The sequence below is a fragment of the Brevibacterium pigmentatum genome (genome assembly GCF_011617465.1).
Lineage (GTDB): Bacteria > Actinomycetota > Actinomycetes > Actinomycetales > Brevibacteriaceae > Brevibacterium > Brevibacterium pigmentatum.
The window spans coordinates 3,145,205-3,166,118 of the sequence record NZ_CP050153.1 but is presented as its reverse complement, the minus strand read 5'-3'; the positions used below and the strand labels follow the sequence as shown (position 1 = coordinate 3,166,118).

General features: G+C 66.5%; 18 protein-coding genes. 11 read left to right on the top strand and 7 right to left on the bottom strand.

Annotated elements, in window-relative coordinates; all coding sequences use genetic code 11:
• Positions 1-107 precede the first annotated feature (107 nt).
• Together shiA and GUY30_RS14380 are read left to right on the top strand one after the other, a co-directional pair.
• Positions 108-1,472 carry a shikimate transporter gene (gene shiA, locus GUY30_RS14385; protein WP_167198989.1) on the top strand — a complete coding sequence of 455 codons (1,365 nt, stop codon included), beginning with the start codon at positions 108-110 and terminating at the stop codon, positions 1,470-1,472.
• Positions 1,472-2,524, top strand: coding sequence for a zinc-dependent alcohol dehydrogenase (locus GUY30_RS14380; protein ID WP_167198986.1), 1,053 nt, complete (start codon positions 1,472-1,474; stop codon positions 2,522-2,524). The genes shiA and GUY30_RS14380 overlap by 1 nt, the downstream gene beginning before the upstream one ends.
• 18 nt (positions 2,525-2,542) lie before the next feature.
• Here GUY30_RS14380 and GUY30_RS14375 read toward each other — a convergent pair whose 3' ends face one another.
• Both GUY30_RS14375 and GUY30_RS14370 read right to left on the bottom strand, forming a co-directional pair.
• Positions 2,543-4,000, bottom strand: coding sequence for an NAD-dependent succinate-semialdehyde dehydrogenase (locus GUY30_RS14375; RefSeq protein WP_167198984.1), 1,458 nt, complete (start codon positions 3,998-4,000; stop codon positions 2,543-2,545).
• 179 nt (positions 4,001-4,179) lie between these two features.
• Complete coding sequence (locus tag GUY30_RS14370) at positions 4,180-4,506, bottom strand: GNAT family N-acetyltransferase (RefSeq protein ID WP_167198981.1); 327 nt, start codon at positions 4,504-4,506, stop codon at positions 4,180-4,182.
• A 163-nt stretch (positions 4,507-4,669) separates the two neighbouring features.
• Between GUY30_RS14370 and GUY30_RS14365 the strand changes: the two genes are divergently transcribed.
• Complete coding sequence (locus GUY30_RS14365) at positions 4,670-5,257, top strand: GNAT family N-acetyltransferase (protein WP_167198978.1); 588 nt, start codon at positions 4,670-4,672, stop codon at positions 5,255-5,257.
• A gap of 118 nt (positions 5,258-5,375) precedes the next feature.
• Here GUY30_RS14365 and GUY30_RS14360 read toward each other — a convergent pair whose 3' ends face one another.
• Together GUY30_RS14360 and GUY30_RS14355 are read right to left on the bottom strand one after the other, a co-directional pair.
• Positions 5,376-6,749 (bottom strand): SLC13 family permease, encoded by a 1,374-nt coding sequence (locus GUY30_RS14360; RefSeq protein WP_167198974.1) that lies wholly within the window; start codon positions 6,747-6,749, stop codon positions 5,376-5,378.
• A 218-nt stretch (positions 6,750-6,967) separates the two neighbouring features.
• The gene (locus GUY30_RS14355; protein WP_167198971.1) at positions 6,968-8,089 is read right to left on the bottom strand and encodes a YeiH family protein; all 1,122 of its coding nucleotides are present in this window, start codon (positions 8,087-8,089) and stop codon (positions 6,968-6,970) included.
• An 86-nt stretch (positions 8,090-8,175) separates the two neighbouring features.
• On the opposite strand from GUY30_RS14355, the gene GUY30_RS14350 reads away from it, so the two are divergent.
• From GUY30_RS14350 to GUY30_RS14330, 5 genes are all read left to right on the top strand, one after another.
• Complete coding sequence (locus tag GUY30_RS14350) at positions 8,176-9,093, top strand: LysR family transcriptional regulator (protein WP_167198968.1); 918 nt, start codon at positions 8,176-8,178, stop codon at positions 9,091-9,093.
• 149 nt (positions 9,094-9,242) lie between these two features.
• Positions 9,243-10,490 (top strand): trans-sulfuration enzyme family protein, encoded by a 1,248-nt coding sequence (locus tag GUY30_RS14345; RefSeq protein ID WP_167198963.1) that lies wholly within the window; start codon positions 9,243-9,245, stop codon positions 10,488-10,490.
• Positions 10,490-11,062 (top strand): GNAT family N-acetyltransferase, encoded by a 573-nt coding sequence (locus GUY30_RS14340; protein ID WP_167198960.1) that lies wholly within the window; start codon positions 10,490-10,492, stop codon positions 11,060-11,062. The genes GUY30_RS14345 and GUY30_RS14340 overlap by 1 nt, the downstream gene beginning before the upstream one ends.
• Positions 11,063-11,345: 283 nt before the next feature.
• Positions 11,346-12,107, top strand: a complete 762-nt coding sequence (locus GUY30_RS14335; protein WP_062862369.1) for an enoyl-CoA hydratase — start codon at positions 11,346-11,348, stop codon at positions 12,105-12,107.
• 239 nt (positions 12,108-12,346) lie between these two features.
• Complete coding sequence (locus GUY30_RS14330; RefSeq protein WP_167198954.1) at positions 12,347-13,978, top strand: long-chain-fatty-acid--CoA ligase; 1,632 nt, start codon at positions 12,347-12,349, stop codon at positions 13,976-13,978.
• 73 nt (positions 13,979-14,051) lie between these two features.
• On the opposite strand, the gene chrA is transcribed toward GUY30_RS14330, so the two are convergent.
• Complete coding sequence (chrA, locus tag GUY30_RS14325) at positions 14,052-15,275, bottom strand: chromate efflux transporter (RefSeq protein ID WP_167198951.1); 1,224 nt, start codon at positions 15,273-15,275, stop codon at positions 14,052-14,054.
• 44 nt (positions 15,276-15,319) lie between these two features.
• Positions 15,320-16,183, bottom strand: a complete 864-nt coding sequence (locus GUY30_RS14320) for a hypothetical protein (RefSeq protein WP_052239896.1) — start codon at positions 16,181-16,183, stop codon at positions 15,320-15,322.
• Positions 16,184-16,358: 175 nt separating this feature from the next.
• Between GUY30_RS14320 and GUY30_RS14315 the strand changes: the two genes are divergently transcribed.
• Positions 16,359-17,279, top strand: a complete 921-nt coding sequence (locus GUY30_RS14315) for a 3-hydroxyacyl-CoA dehydrogenase NAD-binding domain-containing protein (protein ID WP_167198948.1) — start codon at positions 16,359-16,361, stop codon at positions 17,277-17,279.
• A 107-nt stretch (positions 17,280-17,386) separates the two neighbouring features.
• On the opposite strand, the gene GUY30_RS14310 is transcribed toward GUY30_RS14315, so the two are convergent.
• Positions 17,387-17,740, bottom strand: a complete 354-nt coding sequence (locus GUY30_RS14310; protein ID WP_039208590.1) for a nuclear transport factor 2 family protein — start codon at positions 17,738-17,740, stop codon at positions 17,387-17,389.
• Between the two features lie 185 nt (positions 17,741-17,925).
• On the opposite strand from GUY30_RS14310, the gene aztD reads away from it, so the two are divergent.
• The gene (gene aztD, locus GUY30_RS14305) at positions 17,926-19,191 is read left to right on the top strand and encodes a zinc metallochaperone AztD (RefSeq protein WP_167198946.1); all 1,266 of its coding nucleotides are present in this window, start codon (positions 17,926-17,928) and stop codon (positions 19,189-19,191) included.
• A 229-nt stretch (positions 19,192-19,420) separates the two neighbouring features.
• Positions 19,421-20,800, top strand: a complete 1,380-nt coding sequence (locus GUY30_RS14300) for an NAD-dependent succinate-semialdehyde dehydrogenase (RefSeq protein WP_167198943.1) — start codon at positions 19,421-19,423, stop codon at positions 20,798-20,800.
• Positions 20,801-20,914 lie beyond the last annotated feature (114 nt).

Here is a 20,914-nt window from a genome sequence, read left to right as displayed (position 1 = left end):
TGGTGGACATGGGCGACTCGGCGGTATTCGACCGTGCTAGATTGCTCTGCGTCGACCCCGGGAGGGCGGTGGACAGAAGGCTGAAGACGAGTTCAGGGGAGAATCCGATGGCCCGAATCGAAGACCAGGCGACAGTCGAACCGGGAGGGGCACGGCGCGCCCGCCGTGCGGCAATCGGATCGTTCATCGGCGCAGTCGTCGAATGGTACGACTTCCTCCTCTACGGAATCGTCGCCGCACTCGTCTTCGGGGAGCTCTTCTTCCCCGACTACAGCTCCCACGCCGGAACGTTGGCCGCGTTCGCGACCTTCGGCGTCGGTTTCATCTTCCGCCCCCTCGGCGGCATCATCTTCGGGCACTTCGGCGACCGCCTCGGCCGGAAGTCCATGCTCGTGTGGACGATGACGATCATGGGTGTGGCCACCGCCCTCATCGGATTCCTGCCGACCTACCAGACCGTCGGCTGGCTCGCTCCCGCACTGCTGGTGCTGCTGCGCTGCATCCAGGGCATTGCCGTCGGCGGCGAATGGGGAGGTGCCGCCCTCATGGCCGTCGAAAGCGCACCGCCGAAGCTGCGGGCCTTCTTCTCCAGCGGAGTCCAGATCGGCTATTCCTTCGGGCTGCTGCTGGCCACCGGGCTCGTGGCCCTGCTCAGCAGCAACTTCTCCGCCGAGGATTTCCTCGCCTGGGGTTGGCGCATTCCGTTCTTCTTCAGCGCCGTTCTCGTCCTCGTCGGACTGTGGATCCGCGCGGGCGTCGAGGAATCCGAAGAGTACGTCGAGCGCGTGAAGAACGCGAAGACCGACAAGACCGCGAAGCTGCCGATTCTCGAAGCCTTCAAGCGCTATCCCGCGCAGATCTTCCAGATCGTCGGTCTGCGCTTCATCGAGCTGCTGACCATGTACATCGTCACCACGTTCGCCCTGTCGTATTCGACCGAGCAGCTCGGTCTCGACCGGCAGATCATGCTCAACATCACCCTCCTCGTCGGCGGTCTCGGCATCATCACGATCCCAGCCTTCGCCTATCTCTCCGACCGCTACGGACGACTGCGCGTCTATCTGACCGGCGGGGTCATCGGCCTCGTCAGCTCCGTGCCGTTCTTCCTCTTCCTCGAAGCCGGCAACATCGTCGGCATCGTCATCTTCGCCGTGCTGCTTATCAACATCGCCCACGATGCCGTCGTCAGCGTCCAGCAGCCGCTGTTTGCTGAGATGTTCAGCCCCGAATTCCGCTACAGCGGAGCCGGCGTCGGATACCAGCTGGCCAGCGCCATCGCCGGCGGCTTCACCCCGTTCATCGCGACGTTCCTCGTCGGACTCGGCAACGGGACCTGGTACCTCGTGGCCGCTTACCTCGGCGGCGGCTGCCTCATCTCGATCTCGATCGCCATGCACCTCGTACGCAAGTGGCAGATCGGCCGCCGTGCCGAACGCTCCACCGGCGAATCCGCACAGGTCGTGTCCGCCTGATGGTTCGCCGCCCCTCCTTCGCCGCCGCCATGCCGACCTCTGAGACCCATGGCGCAATCGGATCGGTCCGTTCGGTCGAGATCACCGCGCCCGGTCGCGTCGAGGTCGTCACCCGCCCGGGTCCGCAGGGCCGCCCCTCGGCGGGGCATGTGCGGGTGCGGATGCTCGCGGTGGGAATCTGCGGCACCGACCTCAGCCTGGCGTCCGGTTCGCGGACGCCTCCCGAGCTTCCGTGGCGGCTCGGGCACGAAGGCGTCGGAGAGATCACCGAGGTGGGACCCGGGGTCGGGGAATGGGCGATCGGTGACCGGGTCGCGCTCGAACCGAACATCACCTGTGGGCAATGCGAGTACTGTCGCCGAGGCGTGACCTCGGCATGTGCCTCGCGACTGAGTGCCGGCGTGCTTACCCAGCCCGGATTCCTCGCCGAGGCGGTCGACCATCCCGGCGGATTCTGCCACCGCCTGCCGACCGGGATACCTGTGGAGCGCGCGGTGTGCGCCGAACCGCTGACCGTGGCCGCCTCGGCGATCCGCCGGACCGAACTGGAGGGCGGGGAGGAGGTCCTCGTCGTCGGTGCTGGAGCCCAGGGCCTGTTGGCGACCCTCGTCCTCGTCGATCTCGGTTACCGTCCCTGGATGAGCGAGCCGAACGAGGCTCGGCTGCGATTGGCTGTCGAACTCGGAGCCCGCGCCTTCGTCCCCGGCGCCGGCCCGGCACCTCGGATCGTCATCGACGCGGTAGGCGTCCCGGAGGGACTCGCCGTCGTCGTCGACCACCTCGCTCCGTTCGCAAAGGTCACGGTCGTCGGGGAGGACCAGGACCGCCTCGGCGCGTCGAGCTTCGACATCGTCCAGCGGCAGCTGAGCATTCGGGGCTCATTCATCTACGAACACCCGCAGGACATGGCGACCGCGGTCGCGATGCTGGGGACGCTTCCGACCGAGGCGATCGTCGGGCCGGGACGCCCACTCGACGACGCGCCCGAACTCCTCGGCGTCGATGCCGGTCATCGGCCCGGGGTCAAGCAGTGGGTGGATCTGCGGGGTTGACCGAACCCCGATTTCACATCAGCTGCGGGGCATGGCCACATATTTGATCTCGAGGAACTCGTCGATGCCGACGCTGCCGCCCTCCCTGCCGAGGCCGGACATCTTCACTCCGCCGAAGGGTGCCGCCGGATTCGAGACCAGTCCGGTGTTGAGGCCGACCATGCCGACCTCCAGTTCGTCGGCCAGACTGAGGGCGCGTTCGACGTTCTCGCTGAACAGGTAGCCGACGAGTCCGAACTCGGTCTCATTGGCCAAGGCGATGCCGTCTTCGTCTGTGTCGAAGGTGACGATCGGAGCCACGGGTCCGAAGATCTCCGTCGTCCGGATCTCGGCGTCATCGGGTATGTCGGTCATCACCGTCGGGGTGTAGAAGAAGCCGTCGCCGTCGATCCGGGAACCTCCGGTGAGAATGTTCGCCCCCTTGGCGACGGCCTCATCGACGAGGCCGGCGACCTTGTCGAGGGAATCCTGATCGACGAGCGGACCCATTTCGGTGCCCTCGTCGAGGCCGTTGCCGACCTTCATCGCACCGATGCGCACGGCCAGCCGCGAGGAGAATTCCTCGGCCAGCGAGGAATGGACGAAGAAGCGGTTCGCTGCGGTGCAGGCCTCACCGCCGTTTCGCATCTTCGCGATAACCGCACCCTCGACGGCCTTGTCGATGTCGGCATCGGCGAAGACGACGAATGGGGCATTGCCGCCGAGCTCCATCGACGTCTTCATGACATTGTCGGCGGCCTGCTTGAGCAGTCCCACTCCGACTTCGGTGGACCCGGTGAACGTGACCTTGCGGGCGATGCCGGACTCCATCCACGGAGTGACGACGCGGCGCGCGGACTCGGAGGTGACGAGGTTGAGCGCACCGGCAGGAAGGCCGGCTTCGACGAGGACGTCGACGAGCATGAGTGACGTCAGCGGGGTCAGCTTCGCAGGTTTGAACACCATGGTGCAGCCGGCGGCGATGGCGGGACCGATCTTGCGCGCGCCCATGGCCAGCGGGAAGTTCCACGGGGTGATGAGAATGCAGGGCCCGACGGGTTCGCGAGAGATGAGCATGCGGTTCTTGCCGTCCGGCGACTGGGAATAGTCGCCTTCGATGCGCACCGCCTCTTCGGAGAACCAACGGAAGAATTCGGCGCCATAGGTGACCTCACCCTTGGACTCGGCGAAGGGCTTGCCCATCTCAGCGGTCATCACAGCGGCGATGTCGTCGGCACGATGGAGCAGCAGTTCGAAGGTCCGGCGCAGGATCTCGGACCGCTCGCGCGGCGACGTGGCCGCCCAGCCGGCCTGTGCCTCACCGGCGACCGTGATGGCCTCTTGGGCATCGGCAGTGGAACCGTCGGCCACGGTGGTGATGACCTCACCGGTTGCGGGATTGCGGACGTCGATGGTCTTGCCGCCTTCGGCCTCACGCCAACTGCCGCCGATGAATAGCCCGGTGCCCAGTTTGTCGATGATCGGGGTGATATCCACGACGAATCCTCCTTGAGCGTCGTCAGAGCTGAACCGCGTGGTCGGCGTGAGAACGTCCCCGTCGCAGAATCGGAACGCGGCCGCTTCCAGTCTAGTGCTCTGCACTCAGCTGTGTCGTGGCGATTTCCCCGTCGGTGCCCAGCGGCGCTGGAGCGAAGACGAGCTCCGGGGGAGCGAACTCAGGCGACGAACTTGTCGAACTCGTCGTTCTTGGCGAGGAAATTCTGCACGTAGGAGCACGTGGTACGGAACTTCAGCCCCTCCTCGGCGCTGGTCTCCAGTGCATAGCGCACCAGCTTGGCCGCCAGGCCGCGTCCGCCCCACTCGGGGGACACCTCGGTGTGGGTGAAGATGCGCACCGTGCCCTCGGCGGTGTCATCGACTCCGGCCTCACGGTCGATGTAATCGGCGAGACCGATGACCTTGCCCGCGTGGGCGACGGTGAAGCGTTTGGCCGCGTCATCCTCGGCGATGGTGAAGGTCTCTCCCGAGATGTCGATGTCCATGGTCATTCCTCCCGAATGTCCGTGCCGGCGGCACGCCGCGTTGGTCGTTGGCGATCGAACGTCGTTCGTCGCTGTCCTGATAGTTGACACTATAGGTCTGCCGAGAACGATCCGACTAGCCTGGTGCTGAAGCCCCACTGAAAGTCGTGAAGGAGTCCCCACTATGACCGCACACCCCTCAGCGACCGTGGTCGAAGCGCACCGCCAGAAGCTGTGCGCAGCCGGATTCGAAGTCGCCGAACTCCTGCCCGCCGACATCCCTGACTACGTCGAGCTCGTGTCCTCGGCCTACCGCGGCGAAGGGTCGAAACAGGGGTGGACCACCGAGGCGGACCTGCTGGGCGGACAGCGACTCGACGTTCCCATGGCTGAGGACATGCTCGCCGAGGCGGACTCCCAGATCCTGCTCGCCCGCGACGAGCAGGGCCGAGCCGTGGCCAGCGTCTACGTGCGCGAACCCGAGGACGGAGCTGCCTACCTCGGAGTGCTCGCAGTGTCTCCGCTGGGTCAGGGCAGAGGCGTGGGGTCTGCGCTCATCGGCCTCGCCGAGGCGTGGGTGGCCGAACACTGGGGCGCGACGTCGATGCGGATGAGCGTGATCAACAAGCGTGACGAACTCATCGCCTACTACGAGCGCCGCGGCTACGTGCGCACCGGGGAAGTCGAGCCCTTCCCCTACGGTGACGACCGCTTCGGACAGCCGAAGGTCGACGATCTCGAGTTCGTCCTGCTGTCGAAGCCATTGGGCTGAAGGGCGGTTAGCGGGCCCTCGGATTGAGGGTCACGTCGCCGAAAAACGGGCTGAGCGCCGACGCACGCATGCGCACATGCGTTTGTCGGCACCCAGCCCGTTTTTCGATGGAATCCGGTCAGAACATCATGGCGGGCATGACGAGGCCGCCGACCAGAACGACCGGTCCGATGACGACCATCGACATGCCGAACTTCACGAGGATGCGGGTCAGTCGCGGCTTGTCCTCGACCGGGGCGGTCGCGACGACCGTGGCGCCCAGCGTCGAGAACGGTGAGACGTCGACGACGGCCGAGCACACGCCCAGTGCCGCGATGAGCGCCCAGCCGGGCACCCCGCCGGCGGCGATGAGCGGCAGCGCCAGCGGCACGAGAGCGGCGAGGATGCCCGTCGTCGATGCGAACGCCGAAACCAGACCGCCGACGATGCAGAGGACGAAGGCGGCGATGAGCGGCGAACCGATCGACTCCGCGCCCTCGCCGAGGAGGTCGACGGCACCCATGTTCTGCAGCACGCCGACGAAGGTGATGATGCCGCCGACGAGTAGCACGGTCGGCCAGTCGATCTTCGGGATTGCGGCTTTGCCGGTCTTCGGGTCGACGAGGGCGAGGACCGCTCCGAACATGAAGCACAGCAGACCGATGTCCGGTTCCTGGCCGAGAGCCGCGAGCACGACCACGCTGCCGATGAGACCGACCATGAAGATCACGGTGAGGATCTGCACGAAGGTGAAAGGCTCGGATTCTCCTGCCTCGTCGGCGGTGGAGGAGTCGAAGAGCGCTTCGTCCTCATCGTCCTCACCGAAGGCGACACTCGACGCCGAGGCGGAACCGCGGGAGATCTTCGACTGGGCGCTCCCGACCGAAGCATGCTCGGCGGCCGACACGGTCGTCTTCGAGAACAGCGACCGACCGTACATGAAGTAGGCGACCACGAGCATGACGAGGTAGACGGCCACGGCGATGCCGAAGAGCAGGAACGGGGAGAGGTCGATTCCGGCATCATGGGCGGTCGAGTAGGTGACGATTCCGTAGAGGCTGGTCGGGGCGAAGCCGCCGGCGCCGATGGCGAAGCAGATCGCCAGGCCCATGAGCGCGTAGTCGACGCCGTACTTCCGGGCGACCTGCATGCCCACCGGCATCATGACCAGACCGGCCAGCGGAGCACCCATGGCCGCAATGCAGCCCGTGATGACGAAGAACACCGCGGGCAGCAGCACCGCCGAGGATCCGACGCGTTCGAGGGCCCAGTCGATGATCTTGTCGACGGTCCCGTTCTCCTGCGCGATCGCGAAGAAGTAGGTTACGCCCGCCAGCAGGATCATGATGTCCAAGGGGAACTCGGCGACGATGTCGTCGACGACCATATCGGTGAAGAGGAGCCCGGTTCCGGCCGCGCCGACGAGCATGAGCACGCCGATCTGCACCCCGCGGACCGCGCCGATGGCGAAGAGGGCGACGAATATGAGCAGAGCAATGATCTGAGTGAGCATGATGTCCTTGCGAAGGCTGAAGCGACACTGAGCATCGCTGGCTGATTCGCTGAGAGACTACCAGTGTTACCGATGCGTACAGGTGAGGCGTGTCCGATCCGCCGGAAAGTCCCGATTATCGGAAATCCTCGCCAAGGCGCCCCCAATTACTACCTGACGGCGGCGCAGCAACCTCGCGCCAGGTTGCTGCGCCGCCGTCAGGTAGCAATTGGGGGGGGTCAGGTGAGGAGGAGGGCACCGCCGAGGGCGATGAGGGCGACGATGATCGTGACCAGGGTGGCCAGCGCGATCGGCCGGGCGCCGAGGTTCCTCAGCGACCGCCACTGCACTCCCCGGCCGAGGGCGAACATCGCCATCGCCAGGCACACGGTCTGGATCCAGCTGAGTCCGGTGACCGCGAACTCCGGCAGCAGACCGAAGGTGCGCAGCGCAGCCATGACCAGGAAGCCGACAACGAAGAGCGGCACGATCGGCGGGCGTTTGCCCTGGGCCGGGGCCTCCTTCGTCGCGGTCGACGCCGACCCCGGGGTTTGCACGCCCCGGCCGGCGTTCTCTGCTCCTGAGCCCGCACCTGCGGAAGTCTCTGCGGAACCGGCAGCTGCCTCGGTGACGGTGGAGTTCGCCAGCGCCCTGTCCTCACTGCGGCGCACGGCATAGCTGAACACGGCGACGGTGGGGGCGAGCATGATGACGCGGGCGAGCTTGACGAGCACGGCGACCTCGAGAGCTGCTGGCCCGATGATTCCACCGATCGCCACGACCTGGGCGACCTCGTGAGTGGCGGCTCCGCCCCACATTCCGGCGGTCTCCGGGGACAGGCCCAGAGCGGTCGAGAGTCCGGGGACGATCGCGATCATCAGGGTGCCGAAGAGGACGACGAGTCCGATCGCCGCGGCCACATCCTCCTTCTTCGACTTCAGGGTCGACTCGACTCCGGCGACGGCGGCGGCACCGCAGATGCCGAACCCGCTGCCGATGAGCACGGCCAGGGGACGGTCGACCTTGAGCGGCCCGGCCAGGGCAAGGGCGGAGAGGATGCCGGCGGCGACGATGACGGCGGCGAGGGCGAGGACGAGCCAGCCGAGGTCGAGGATGTCACCGAGCACGACCTGCGCACCGAGGGCGACGATGCCCAAGCGCAGCAGCGGCTTCGCGGCGAAGTTGAGTCCTGGCATGAACGCCTCGGGGAAGTTGGGGGCGAGATTGCCCAGGAGGATGCCGAGCACGATCGCCACGAGCAGCGGAGAGAGCACGGGAGCGAGCATGGAGATCGGCCATGCGACGGCCGTGGCCACAGCGGCGATGGCGAGTCCGGGCAGAAGGGAGGCGAAGCGGTTCATGACTTCAGTCTGTCAACGCCCGCGCGCTCGCAGTAGACGGTGATTTCGTCGCAACCCATATGGATCTGATATGTCATGATGAGCATATGCACGATCTCGGGAATATGAAGAACTGGCCCGAGCTCCAGGCTCTGGGGCTGCTGGTGGCCCTCAGCGGCAACGCCAGGTCGATCGGCCAGGCCGCGGCGAAACTCGATCTCGCCCAGCCGAATGCCTCACGCAGTCTGCGCAACCTCGAACGCGATCTCAAGGTCCCGCTGCTGCGGCGCTCGCCGCGGGGTACCGAACTCACCGTCGAGGGCCGCGCCGTCGCCGAATGGGCGTCGAAGGTCATCGAAGCCTACGACACGCTCTACGCCGGGGCCCGCGCGATCCAGGACGCCCGCGCCGGAACCGTCAAGGTCAGCGCCTCGTTGACGGTCGCCGAATACCTCATGCCCCACCACCTCACGACCTTCCGGGCGGCACACCCGACAATCGACATCGGACTGTCCGTGGAGAACTCCGCGACCGTCATCGACCGGGTGCGCCGGCAGACCTGCGACCTCGGGCTCATCGAATCCGTGTCCCTGCCGAAGGACCTCAACGCCGAGGTGGTCGGCCGCGACCGACTCATGATCGCCTGCGGACCGGACTTCGCCCACGCCTGGACGAAGCCGATCACCGCCGAGGATCTGGCGCAGGTGCCGCTGCTCGTGCGTGAGATCGGCTCGGGCACCCGGGAGGCCATCGACGCAGCGCTACTCGGTGTGGGAGGAGCGCGCGTGGCGGGGGAGTACGGATCGAATGCGGCCCTGCGCATCGCCGCAGGCACGTCCGTGGCCCCGGCGGTCTTGTCCGAACTCGCTTTGCGCGATGACTTCCGGGCCGGACGTCTGGTGCCGCTGCCGGTGGCCGACGACGTCGATCTCACTCGCGAACTCCATGCTGTGTGGTCGGGCAGTCGACGGCAGTCACCCGGAGCGCGCCTGCTGCTCGAGCACCTGGTCGACAGCGTCGAGTAGAAGGTTCGGTCGATCAGAGGATTCGGACGACCAGAGGATTCGGAACAGCGAGAAGCAGAGGCGCCGGCGCGAACCTCTGCGGACTCCCGAAACATTCTCGTCATGCGACTGCCGAATTCGTGTGATGGAGTGGGGCATATATTGGGGACATGACACAGCCTGAGCCCTCCACCTCATCCGCCGCTTCGTCCGAGCCCGCCGATTCGTCCGATTTCGCCCCGGACACTCTCGTCGTCGAAACCGGACGCCCGCAGCGCGCCGACGGTGCCGCGGTGAACCCGCCGATCGATCTGTCCTCGACCTTCGTCAGCGTCGGCGACATCACCGCCTCGCCCTATGCCTACGCCCGCTTCGACACCCCCACATGGACGCCGTTCGAAGAGGCGCTCGGTCAGCTCGAACATGCGAGCCTGCCCGGGCTGGTCTTCGGCTCCGGCCTGGCAGCGATCTCGGCGGTGGTCAGCCTCGTGCCCGCCGGCGGCACGCTGATCATCCCGACCCACAGCTACCAGGGGGCGCTCGCCTCCGCGGAGCAGATCGCAGGGCGTCAGAACTTCGACATCGTTACCGTCGACATCTCCGACACCGAGGCGGTCATCTCCGCCCTCGACGAAGCGGGCCGCGCGAGGCCGGGTCAGGCGGCAGCGGACGGGGCGGCCGCCTCGGCGAGTGCCGGCGAAGCCGGATCCCCGGGAATGCTGTGGATCGAATCGCCGACGAACCCGATGCTCGAGGTCGCCGACGTTCCCGCGCTGACCACCGCCGCCAAGGATCGCGGATTCCTCGTCTCCGTCGACAACACCTTCGCCACCCCGCTGCTGCAGACGCCGCTCGACCTGGGCGCCGACATCGTCGTGCACTCGGTGACGAAATACCTGGCCGGGCACTCCGACGTCGTCCTCGGCGCGGTCGTCACCGGCAGCACCACACTGCGCGAGGACCTGCATACGGAACGATCCATGCGCGGGGGCATCGCCGGACCCTTCGAGGTCTGGCTGGCCCTGCGTGGACTGCGCACCCTGGCCGTGCGCCTCGACCGCGCGCAGGCCAACGCACACGCCATCGCCGAACGCCTGGCCGCCCACCCCACCGTCGTCGAAACCCGCTACCCGGGTCTGCCGGGTGATCCCGGCCATGCTCGTGCAGCGGCGCAGATGAACGGGTTCGGAGCGATCATCTCCTTCACCGTCGACTCCGCGGAGAAGGCCACCGCCATCGCCGAGGCGGTCCGACTGTGGACACCGGCGACGTCCCTGGGCGGGGTGGAATCCCTCATCGAACGTCGCCGCCGGCACCCCGCGGAACCGGCGACCGTGCCCGAGGGGCTCATCCGTCTGAGCGTGGGCATCGAGAACCTCGAGGACCTGTGGGCCGACCTCGAGGCGGCCCTGGCCTGATGGGGCAGGCGCCCGATTACGTGCTCGACCGGCCCAGCACGGACGACCGTGATCAGTTCTTCACCATCGACTCCGACCCGCGAGTCTGGACGCACCTGCCCAGCGGACGCCTGACCGATGAGGAAGAGGCCGAAGCGATCCTCGTCCGATTGGCCTCGCAGTGGGAGCTCGACGGAATCGGGCCGTGGATGGTCAGACGGGTTCCGGGTGGGGAGATCCTCGGCTATTGCGGCTGCTCGCTGCGCGGAGTCGCAGGCCCCGGCGCCTCCCGCCGCACACCCGGAGCGTTCTGGAACCTCGGCTACCGGTTCCGACCCGAAGCACAGGGCCAGGGGCTGGCTACCGCGGTCTCGCGAGATGCGATCGCAGCCGCGGGTGCCGTGGACCCCGCACTGCCGGTGGTGGCGTATCTGCTCGAGGCCAACGCCGCCTCGGCCGTGGTCGCCCGCAGGCTCGGACTCGAGCTCGTCCACCGGGCACCCGATGCCGGCAACCCCGACCCGACTGCCGTGCGACTGGTCTTCGCCGATCGGGACCTCACCGCCGCCCAGCTCGAGGCAACGTTGGCCTGACGCTCGTCGCATTCTGCCGAAAAACGGGTCAAACGTCGAGGCGCGCGGGTGCGCCCACGTTTCTCGACGCTCAACCCGTTCTTCGGTGAAGCAGCTTTGCCACAACCCGTTTCTCGACGCTGAGCACGTTTCTCGGCAGCGAGCAATCCGCCTCGCTTATGTGACGCAGATCAACTTAACGTACGTTAAAGTGGCGGTAGATGCTTCCGCACTCCTCCCCGACGGACGGAAGCAGTCGCCCCGAAAGCTACTCGGATCATCGGATTCGTACGAAGGAGTCGCATTGTCCACCAGTGTTCTCACCGAAGTCAGCGGCGATGTCACGACCGTGACCATCAATCGTCCGGAGAGCCTCAACGCGCTCAACGAGTCGACGTTCCAGGCCATCGGCACGGCCGTCACCGAGGCGGCAGCGAACTCCCGAGCCCTCATCCTCACCGGCAATGAGCGGTCCTTCAGCTCCGGGGCGGATCTGCAGGGAGGGCTGGAACGACAAGACGGCATCGACCTCGACGGTGCGAATAGGATCATCGCCTCGATCCTCGACCTGCCTATCCCCACGATCGCGGCAGTGTCCGGACCGGCCGCCGGCATCGGCTGTTCGCTCGCGTTGGCCTGCGACTATCTGGTGATGAGCGAGAAGTCCTATCTCATGCTTCCCTTCACGAAGATCGGTCTCATGCCCGACGGAGGCTCGACTGCGCTGGTCGCAGCCTCGGCGGGGCGTCACCGGGCCCTGCGCATGGCGCTGACGGGAGAGAAGCTGCAGGCCGCCGATGCTCTCGACTGGGGGCTGGCCAGCGAAGTCGTACCGGCCGGAAGCCACCTGGCACGGGCCGAGGAAGTCGCCGCGGTCTTCGCGCAGGGTCCGACTCGAGCCCTGACCGCCTCGAAGCGAGCGATCAATCGGGCCAGCCTGGCTGAAATCGACTCGTCCTTCGGCCGCGAGGTCGAAGGCCAGGATGCGCTGCGCGCGAGCAAGGACTTCGCCGAGGGAGTCGCGGCCTTCCTCGAGAAGAGGGCACCCGGCTTCACCGGGGAATGATCGCGGGATGGCGCGGACGGACCGGCCCATGACCGCCAGGCCACGGGCAGGTCCACCACCGCCCGAGACCGCGGACTGGTTCATAACTGTTTGACCACGAATCGATGCGACCGCATCCGCGCCACCTGCGGAGCTGATGTGATGGTGACGATCGCCCACCACGAAACCGGCGATCACGATACTTCTCCCGCCGCGGCCACAGCGGCGAGGAGGGACCGTAGTACGAACGAAGGAGTCTCATGCTGACAGGAATTCCGTCCACCCTGGGCGACAGCTACCAGCTCAACACCACCACCCTCATCCGGCACGCTGCCACCGTCTTCGGCGATGTCGAAGTCGTCTACCGCCGTTCGGACGGTTCCTGGGGTCGGTCGAACTACGCCGACGAGTTCAAGCGGATGGCTCAGCTCGCGCAGGGTCTCGCCGACCTCGGCGTCGGCGCCGGCTCCATGGTCGGAGTCCTCGACTGGAACTCCCGCCGCCACCTTGAGCTCTACTTCGCCGTCCCCGGTGTGGCTGCGACCATGCTCCAGCTCAACCTGCGCCTGGCTCCCGAAGACCTCGCCTATGTCGTCAGCCACTCGAAGTCGGACTGGATCTTCGTCGACGAATCCCTGCTGCAGGTCGCCGAATCGCTGGCGCCGAAGCTCGACGTCAAGGGTTGGGTCGTCATGACCGACAAGCCGATCGCGGAGATCGAGACGAGCCTGACCAACGTCGTGTCCTACGAAGACCTCATTGCCGACAAGTCCGAGACCTTCGACTGGCCCGTCGTCGACGAGAAGACCGCCGCCTACGCCGGATACACCACCGGCACCACCGGTCGGCCCAAGGGCGTGTACTACTCTCACCGCTCGATCTACCTGCACACCATGGGCGGTCTTGCCGCACTGCACGCGAACTTCGACGACTGCGTCATGCCGATCACTCCGATGTTCCATGTGCTGTCGTGGGGCTTCCCGCAGAACGCTGTGGCCGCCGGTGCCAAACTCGTCCTGCCGGGCAAGTTCGCCGCCGAGGAGTTCGGCGCCATCGCCCAGGCCTTCGTCGAGGAGAAGGTCACACTGGCCAATGGCGCCCCTGCCATCTTCGGGCCGATGCTGCAGATGATGAAGAAGATGCCGCAGGCTCCGGATCTCTCCGGCGTCCGGTTGGTGTCCGGATCCTCGGAACCGCCGCTGTCGATGATGCGCGGGTTCAAGGAGCTCACCGGCGCCGACGTCATCCACGGCTACGGTGCCACCGAGACCACCCCGCTGGCGACGACGAACTGGAAGATCCGTCCCGGTCTCGACCTCGACGCGGAAGAGAAGTGGGATCTCAAGCGCTCGCAGGGTGTGCCCATCGTCGGGGTCGAGCTGAAGACCGTCGATCCGGAGGGCAACGAGCTTCCGCGCGACGGAAAGTCCATGGGCGAGCTGGTCATGCGCGGCCCGTGGATCACCGAATCCTACTTCCAGCTGCCCGACAACGCAGACCGGTTCCTCGACGGCTGGTGGCGGTCGGGCGACGTCGGCACCATCGACGAACACGGCTACCTCAAGATCACCGACCGGCTCAAGGACGTCATCAAGTCCGGAGGCGAGTGGATCTCGTCGATCGACATGGAGAACGCGATCCTCGACAACGCCGACGTCAGCGAGGCCGCCGTCATCGGCGTCCCCGACGAGAAATGGGATGAGCGGCCCGTCGCCTACGTCGTCGCCAACCCCGGCGCCGAGGTGACCCGTGAGTCGATCGTCGAGACCCTGAGTTCTCGTTTCGCTAAGTGGCAGATGCCCGATGAGGTCAAGGTCGTCGACGAGATGCCGCGCACCTCGGTGGGCAAGCTCGACAAGAAGCGACTGCGCAAGGACTGGGAAGAGTCCTGATCTCGGTCGTCAAGGCCGCATGAACCGGCAGGTGTCCTGACCACGGTCATCGCGGCCACGTGAACCGTCCGGTTCACAGCAGCAGCCAGCCGAGCAGCCCGGCGACGATGACCGTCGCCCACGCCGGGACCTTCCACATGGTCCCGGCGATGAAGGCGGCGACGGCCAGCGCCAGGGTCGCAGGCGAGGTGATCCCCTCGACGAAGACGGGGTCGTAGAGCGCGGCCCCCAACAGCCCTACGACGGCGGCATTGACTCCGGTCAGTGCCGCCGTCGCCGGTTCCCAGGAGCGCAGCCGTTCCCAGAACGGCAGGATCCCGATCACCAGCAGACCGGCGGGAAGGAAGATCGCGAGCAGTGCGGTGCCGGCGCCGAGGATGCCGCTGGGTCCCGTCGTCATCGACGCTCCGAGGAACGCCGCGAAGGTGAACAGCGGACCGGGCACGGCCTGAGCGGCACCGTAGCCGGCGAGGAACGTGTCGTGGTCGACGAGCCCGGTGGGCACGAGTTCGGCCTCGAGCAGCGGCAGGACGACATGGCCGCCGCCGAAGACCAGCGCCCCGGCCCGATAGAAGATGTCGATGAGGCGAATCGTCGCGTCCCCGGTCGCCGCGGTGAGCGCAGGCAGTCCGACCAGCAGTGCGACGAAGGCGATGAGGGCGGAGATGCCAAGTCGCCTGGCGCCACGCGAGGCAACGCGGGTCTCGGCGGGGGTTTCCCGATTCTTCGCCCCTTTATGGGGCCGCTTCAGCCAGGCCAGACCGAGCACTCCGCCGAGGACGATCGCGGCGACCTGGACGAGAGCCGTCGGCACGATCGAGTTCGGGATGACGAGCATGAGGACGACGGCGAGACCGGCGATGCTCGCGCGCCGGGCATCCGGGGTCAGCGATTTCGCCATCGACTGCACGGCACCGGCGACGACGGCCACCGCGGCGGCCTTGAGTCCGAGCAGCCATCCGGCATCGCCGAGCTCGCCGAAGGCCGAGAGTCCGAGCGCGAAGAGGGTGAGCAGAATCGCCGACGGCAGAGTGAAGGTCACCCACGCGGCGGCGAGCCCGGGCAGACCTGCTCGGCGCAGCCCGAGTCCCATGCCGACCTGACTCGACGCGGGCCCGGGCAGCATCTGGCACAGGGCCACGAGGTCGGCGTATTCGCGGTCGTCCAGCCAGGAGCGGCGGCCGACGAAGGTCTCGCGGAAGTACCCGAGATGGGCGACGGGGCCGCCGAACGACGTCAGACCCAGGCGAAGGAACGATCCGGCCACCTCGGCGGTGCGGGCAGGTGCAGTGGTCATCGGATCAGTGAACACGAATCAGGTGACGCAGAGGTGAACGGGCCTCAGGGGTGGTGGAGGAGGTACGTGCCGCCCTTGAGGCAGGTGTCGACGACCCAGCCGTCGCCGACGAGGCCGGTCAGTGCGGTGCGCAGAGCCAGTCGCCAACGGCTGGCGAGGTCGGCATCCTGGCCGCGCAGGTCCTCGATGTCGGACGGGAAGTCGAGTGAGACGAATTCGGTCTCCTTCGGCACTTCGCTGAGCAGCGGTTCGCCGTCATCATCGGCGCGCAGGCAGGGGAACGCCGATCCGGGATCGACGACCGAGGCCCGTGCCGGACGGTCGAGCGGCCAGGACACCATCATCCGGTCGCTGGCCTGGCCGGAGTTCACTCCGTCGCGCATCTGACCGTAGAAGTCCTCGAGGTATTCGACCATGCCGACGCCCAGGCGCTGGAAGTTGAAGTACGCGTTGCGGGCGATGAGGGGGTCGAAAGTCCAGGTCATCTCGGTGATGCCGAGGTTGAGGCACCACAGGCGCTGGTGCAGCTTCATCGCGGATCCGGCGCCGCGGCCGATGATCTGGTGGCGGACGCCGGCGATATGCGAGTGCATGACCGTGCCCAGCGGCTGGCCGAAGAAGCCGATGGTCACACCGATCATCTCGTCGGGTTCGTCGACGCTGTAGGCAGCTGAGACATAGTTGCCGGCGTGGGCGAAGGCGATGATGAGGCTGGGTTCGAACACGTTTGTGCCGGTCTCGTCGACGTTCCAGACTTCGTCGAGCAGCATCGAGGCCCTGGCCGCCTCGTCGGCGGTGTGGATCTCACGCACGTCGATCCGCGCGGTCTCCGCCGCGGCGGCGTATTCGTCCTCCGCCAGGGCGAGGATCTCCGAGTCCACTGTTCTCAGTTCTGGGTTCGCGCTCATGGTGACATTGTGCCACCGGATCTCGGCCCCGGTGGGAGGTGCACGGCAACGATTCGACTACGGCGAACGGTCCAGTGCATGCCGAGATACGGCCGACACGCGCGTGAGTGAACGTCCCCGCACGCTTGAGTGAACTCCGCCGCCGGTCGGGAGGGGCCGGGTATAGCCTGGACGCATGAGCTCAACAGTCGCCGTCGTCGGCGCCGGAACCATCGGCCGGTCGTTCGCCTATCTCTTCGCCCGCAGCGGGTACACCGTGCGGGTCTTCGACCCGCGTTCCGACCTCGCCGAGGTGGTCGCCGAGCTCCAGGCCGACGTCACCGCCGACGCTTCCGCCCGGAATGAGCTGGCCTCGCAGGTCGGCACCGTCGAAATCGCCGAGACCGTCGAGGCCGCCGTCGCCGGTGTCGTCTTCGTCCAGGAATCCGGTCCCGAGGATCCCGAATCGAAGCCGGTGCTGTTCTCCCAGATCGCCGAGGCGGCTCCAACCGAGACCGTGTTCGCAACCTCATCGTCGACGATCCCGGCCTCATCGATCGCGGCCGCGCTGCCGGAGTCCGAGGCCTCCCGCGTCATCGTCGGCCATCCATTCAATCCACCGCATCTCATGCCGCTCGTCGAAGTCGTGCCATCACCGCAGACCTCTACCGAGACCGTGGACGCCACGGTCGAGTTCTACCGCAGCTGCGGCCGCGAACCGGTGGTGCTGGGACGTGAGATCCGCGGGTTCGTCGGAAATCGGCTGCAGAATGCGCTGATGAAAGAAGCGATCTCGCTCGTGCAGAACGGAGTCGTCACCGCCGCAGACCTCGACACCGTGATGAAGAATTCGCTGGGTCTGCGATGGTCGGCCGTCGGTCAGTTCGAAGGCATGCACTTCGGCGGGGGAGAGGCCGGGATCCGCGGGTTCATGGACCATATCGGCCCGGCCTTCGCCGCCATCGAGGATCTGCCCGTCGACGTCGACCCCGCAGGCATGGAAGACGTCTTCGAGCAGGTCGAAGAAGCCTATGGCCCGACGCCGACTCCACAGGCCGCGGCCGTCCGCGATCGGATCCAGAAGGCGGTGCTCGACGCCCGCGGTCAGGGCCGCTGAATCGTCAGTCCTTGGATCGCCGGTCCGCTGAGGCTCAACAGCGGGGTCTCAGCCGCTGAACCGTCGGCCCGCTGAATTTCGGCCGCCGAGGACTCATCCGCCTAGGCTCAGACCGCTGCTTGGTAGAAGTACGTGGTGCGTTCGGCGATGAGACCCTCGGTGTCGAAGAGGAAGAAGTCCGCGAATCCCACCGAGGTCTCCGAACCGTCCTTGAGCCGGCCGCTGAAGACTCCGCGACTGGAAGCGCGGTCGCCGTCGACGATGATCTCCTGCAGCGAATGCGCCCCGGATTCGATGACGCGTTCGCCGTGGTAGAAGTCGGTGATCTGCTGGCCGACCATCGTCGGATAGCCGGGCCGATCATAGCTGGCGTCGGCTGCGAACAGCGCCGAGGTGGCGCCCGCATCTCCGGCGTCGACGGTGGAGTAGTAGCGCTTCACGAGTTCAGTCACACTGGGCATGGCACTACCGTAACAGTGACCCATGACATAGTCCGTCCCGGTCCTCGGCGGATCGATCCGGACCCCTCGGGCCGCCGAGCTTCACGTCGACCTCGATCGTCATCTGATTTCGCATATCCATCCTGCATCGGGTTAGTATCGACCTGCTAATGATAACGAGTCTCACTAACTAGAGAGTGCGAATGATGAAACGACACCACACGATGCTCGGATCGGCGGTGGTCGCCTCGGCGCTGCTGCTCACCGGTTGCCAGGCAGGCGACGCCGCCACCGACTACGACGCGGTCGGCAAGGACGAGAAGACCGCGGGCGCCGCAGACAGCAAGGACGACAAAGGGCACGCCCAGGAGCTCGCCGGCGCCCAGCCGCGGATCGTGACTACCTACGACGGAGGGATCCTCACCCTCGACGCGACGACGCTCGAGGTCATCGACGACACGAAGATTGAGGGCTTCAACCGCCTCAACCCCGTCGGCGACGGTCGCCACCTCATGGTCTCCGTCGCCGAAGGCTTCCGCCTCTTCGACGCCGGAGTCTGGACCCAGCCGCACGGCGACCACACCCACAGCTACGCCGCCGACCCGCAGCTCACCGACACCGTCTTCGACACCGAACTGCCCGGACACGTCGTCAACCACGGCGAGGCCACCGTGCTCTTCGGCGACGGCGACGGCAAGATCCAGACCTTCGACACCGAGGACTTCTCCGACGGCGCCCCGAAGCCCCAGGTAACCGAGGTCGACGAACCCCACCACGGTGTCGCCGTGAAACTCGCCGATGGTTCGATGCTGCACACGGTCGGCACCGAGGACGAACGCTCGGGCGCGAAGGTCGTCGACAGCTCCGGCAAAGAGATCGCAAGCAGCGACGAGTGCCCCGGAGTCCACGGCGAAGCCGCTGCGAAGGACGAGGTCATCGCGCTCGGCTGCGAGGACGGAATCCTTCTGTACAAGGACGGGAAGTTCGAGAAGATCGACGCTCCCGACTCCTTCGGTCGCATCGGCAACCAGTCCGGCAGCGACGAATCGCAGTACATCCTCGGCGACTACAAGGTCGACGAAGACGCCGAACTCGAACGCCCCGAACGGGTGAGCGTCACCGACACGAAGTCGGGCAGGCTCTCGCTCGTCGACCTCGGCGCCTCCTACAGCTTCCGGTCCCTGGGCCGCGGACCCGACGGGGAAGGCGTCGTCCTGACCACGGACGGGAAGCTGAAGATCATCGACCCCGCCACCGCTTCGGTGACAGAGGAATACCCGGTCATCGACGAATGGGAAGAACCCGTCGAATGGCAGAAGGCTCGCCCGACGCTCTTCGTCCAGGGCGAAGTCGCCTACGTCAGCGATCCGGAAGAGAAGACGATCCACATCCTCGACCTCGAATCCGGTGAGGTGATGGCCGAGGAAACGCTGCCGCACGCACCGAACGAACTCACCGGCGTCACCGGGTGAGGACCCTCGGCAGACGCTGACAGCGACGCGAAACCGGACTGAACCCGACCCGGCGGTGCCTGTGAGCGCACCGCCGGACCGGGCCGTCCGCCTCGGTGACGGCTGGGAATCTGCCCAGGAAATGAGACCGCCGTTGCCGACGCCGGAGTTCGGCCATAGCGTGGGGGATGGACCTGCGATCGCACCATCAGTGATCGCCTCAACCCCGTCGAAGTGAAAGAGGACAGCCATGACCACCATGTATCGCGTCACCGACCCGGCGACCGGCCAAGTCGCCGAAGAATTCCCCACCGCCACCGATGCCGAGATCCTCGCCGCCCTCGATCGTTCGGCGACGATATTCGACGAGTGGAGCCGGACCACGGTGGCCGAGCGCGCTGCGCTGCTGACCCGCGTGTCCGAGATCTACGCCGAACGCGCCGAAGAGCTCGCCGAGGTCATCCGGCTCGAAATGGGCAAGTCCGTGCCCGAAGGCAAGGGCGAAGTCCAGCTGAGCTCGATGATCTACAAGTACTTCGCCGACAACGCCGAGGCCTTCATGGCCGACGAACCCCTGCGCGGACCCAAGGACGCCACCGCCATGATCCGCCGCAAGCCGGTCGGCTCGCTGCTGGGCATCATGCCCTGGAACTTCCCCTACTACCAGGTCGCCCGCTTCGCCGCCCCGAACCTGGCCCTGGGCAACACGATCCTGCTCAAGCACGCTCCGCAGTGCCCCCGCTCGGCGCAGATCATGGAAGAGATCTTCATCGAGGCAGGCCTGCCCGCGGGCGCCTACATCAACATCTACGCCAGCAACGAGCAGGTCGCCGACATCATCCTGCCCGACCCGCGCAACCACGGCGTGTCCCTGACCGGATCCGAGCGCGCCGGTGCCGCCGTCGCAGCCGAGGCCGGCAAGAACCTCAAGAAGGTCGTGCTCGAGCTCGGCGGATCCGACCCCTATATCCTCCTCGACACCGACGATGTCCAGAAGTCCGCGAAGACCTTCTTCAACACCCGCATGGGCAACACCGGCCAGGCCTGCAACTCGCCCAAGCGGATGATCGTCATGGACGACATCTACGACGACTTCGTCTCCTCCATCACCGAGGCGGCCAAGAAGAACACCCCCGCCGTGCCCGGCGAGGAAGGCTCCCGCCTGTCCCCGCTGTCGTCGGTGGCCGCCGCCGATCGCTTCGTCGAACAGGTCCAGGACACCGTCAGCGAGGGCGCGACCCTGCTGGCCGGGGGTAAGAAGTACGACGGCGGCGGAGCCTACGTCGAACCCGTCGTCCTCACCGATGTGCAGAAGGGCATGCGCGGATACTACGAAGAGCTCTTCGGGCCCGCCGTCATCGTCTACAAGGTCAGCAGCGAAGAAGAAGCCGTTGAGCTCGCCAACGACACCCCCTTCGGTTTGGGCGCCGCCGTGTTCTCCACCGATATCGCCCGGGCCGAACGCGTCGGAGACCAGATCGATTCCGGAATGGTCTTCCTCAACGCTCCCGAAGGAAGCCGCGAATACCTGCCCTTCGGCGGAGTCAAGCGCTCCGGCGTCGGCCGGGAACTCGGGCCGCTGGCGATGGACGAATTCGTCAACAAGCAGCTCGTGTACAAACAGAGCTGATCGGTCAGAACTGATCGGTGCGCTCGGGACCCGAGAGCGCGGGTTCCGATCGTGACAGGGTTGTGATCGCCGTCAGGGCGCTGTTTCCTACCAGGGGCAGCGCCCTGATTGTAT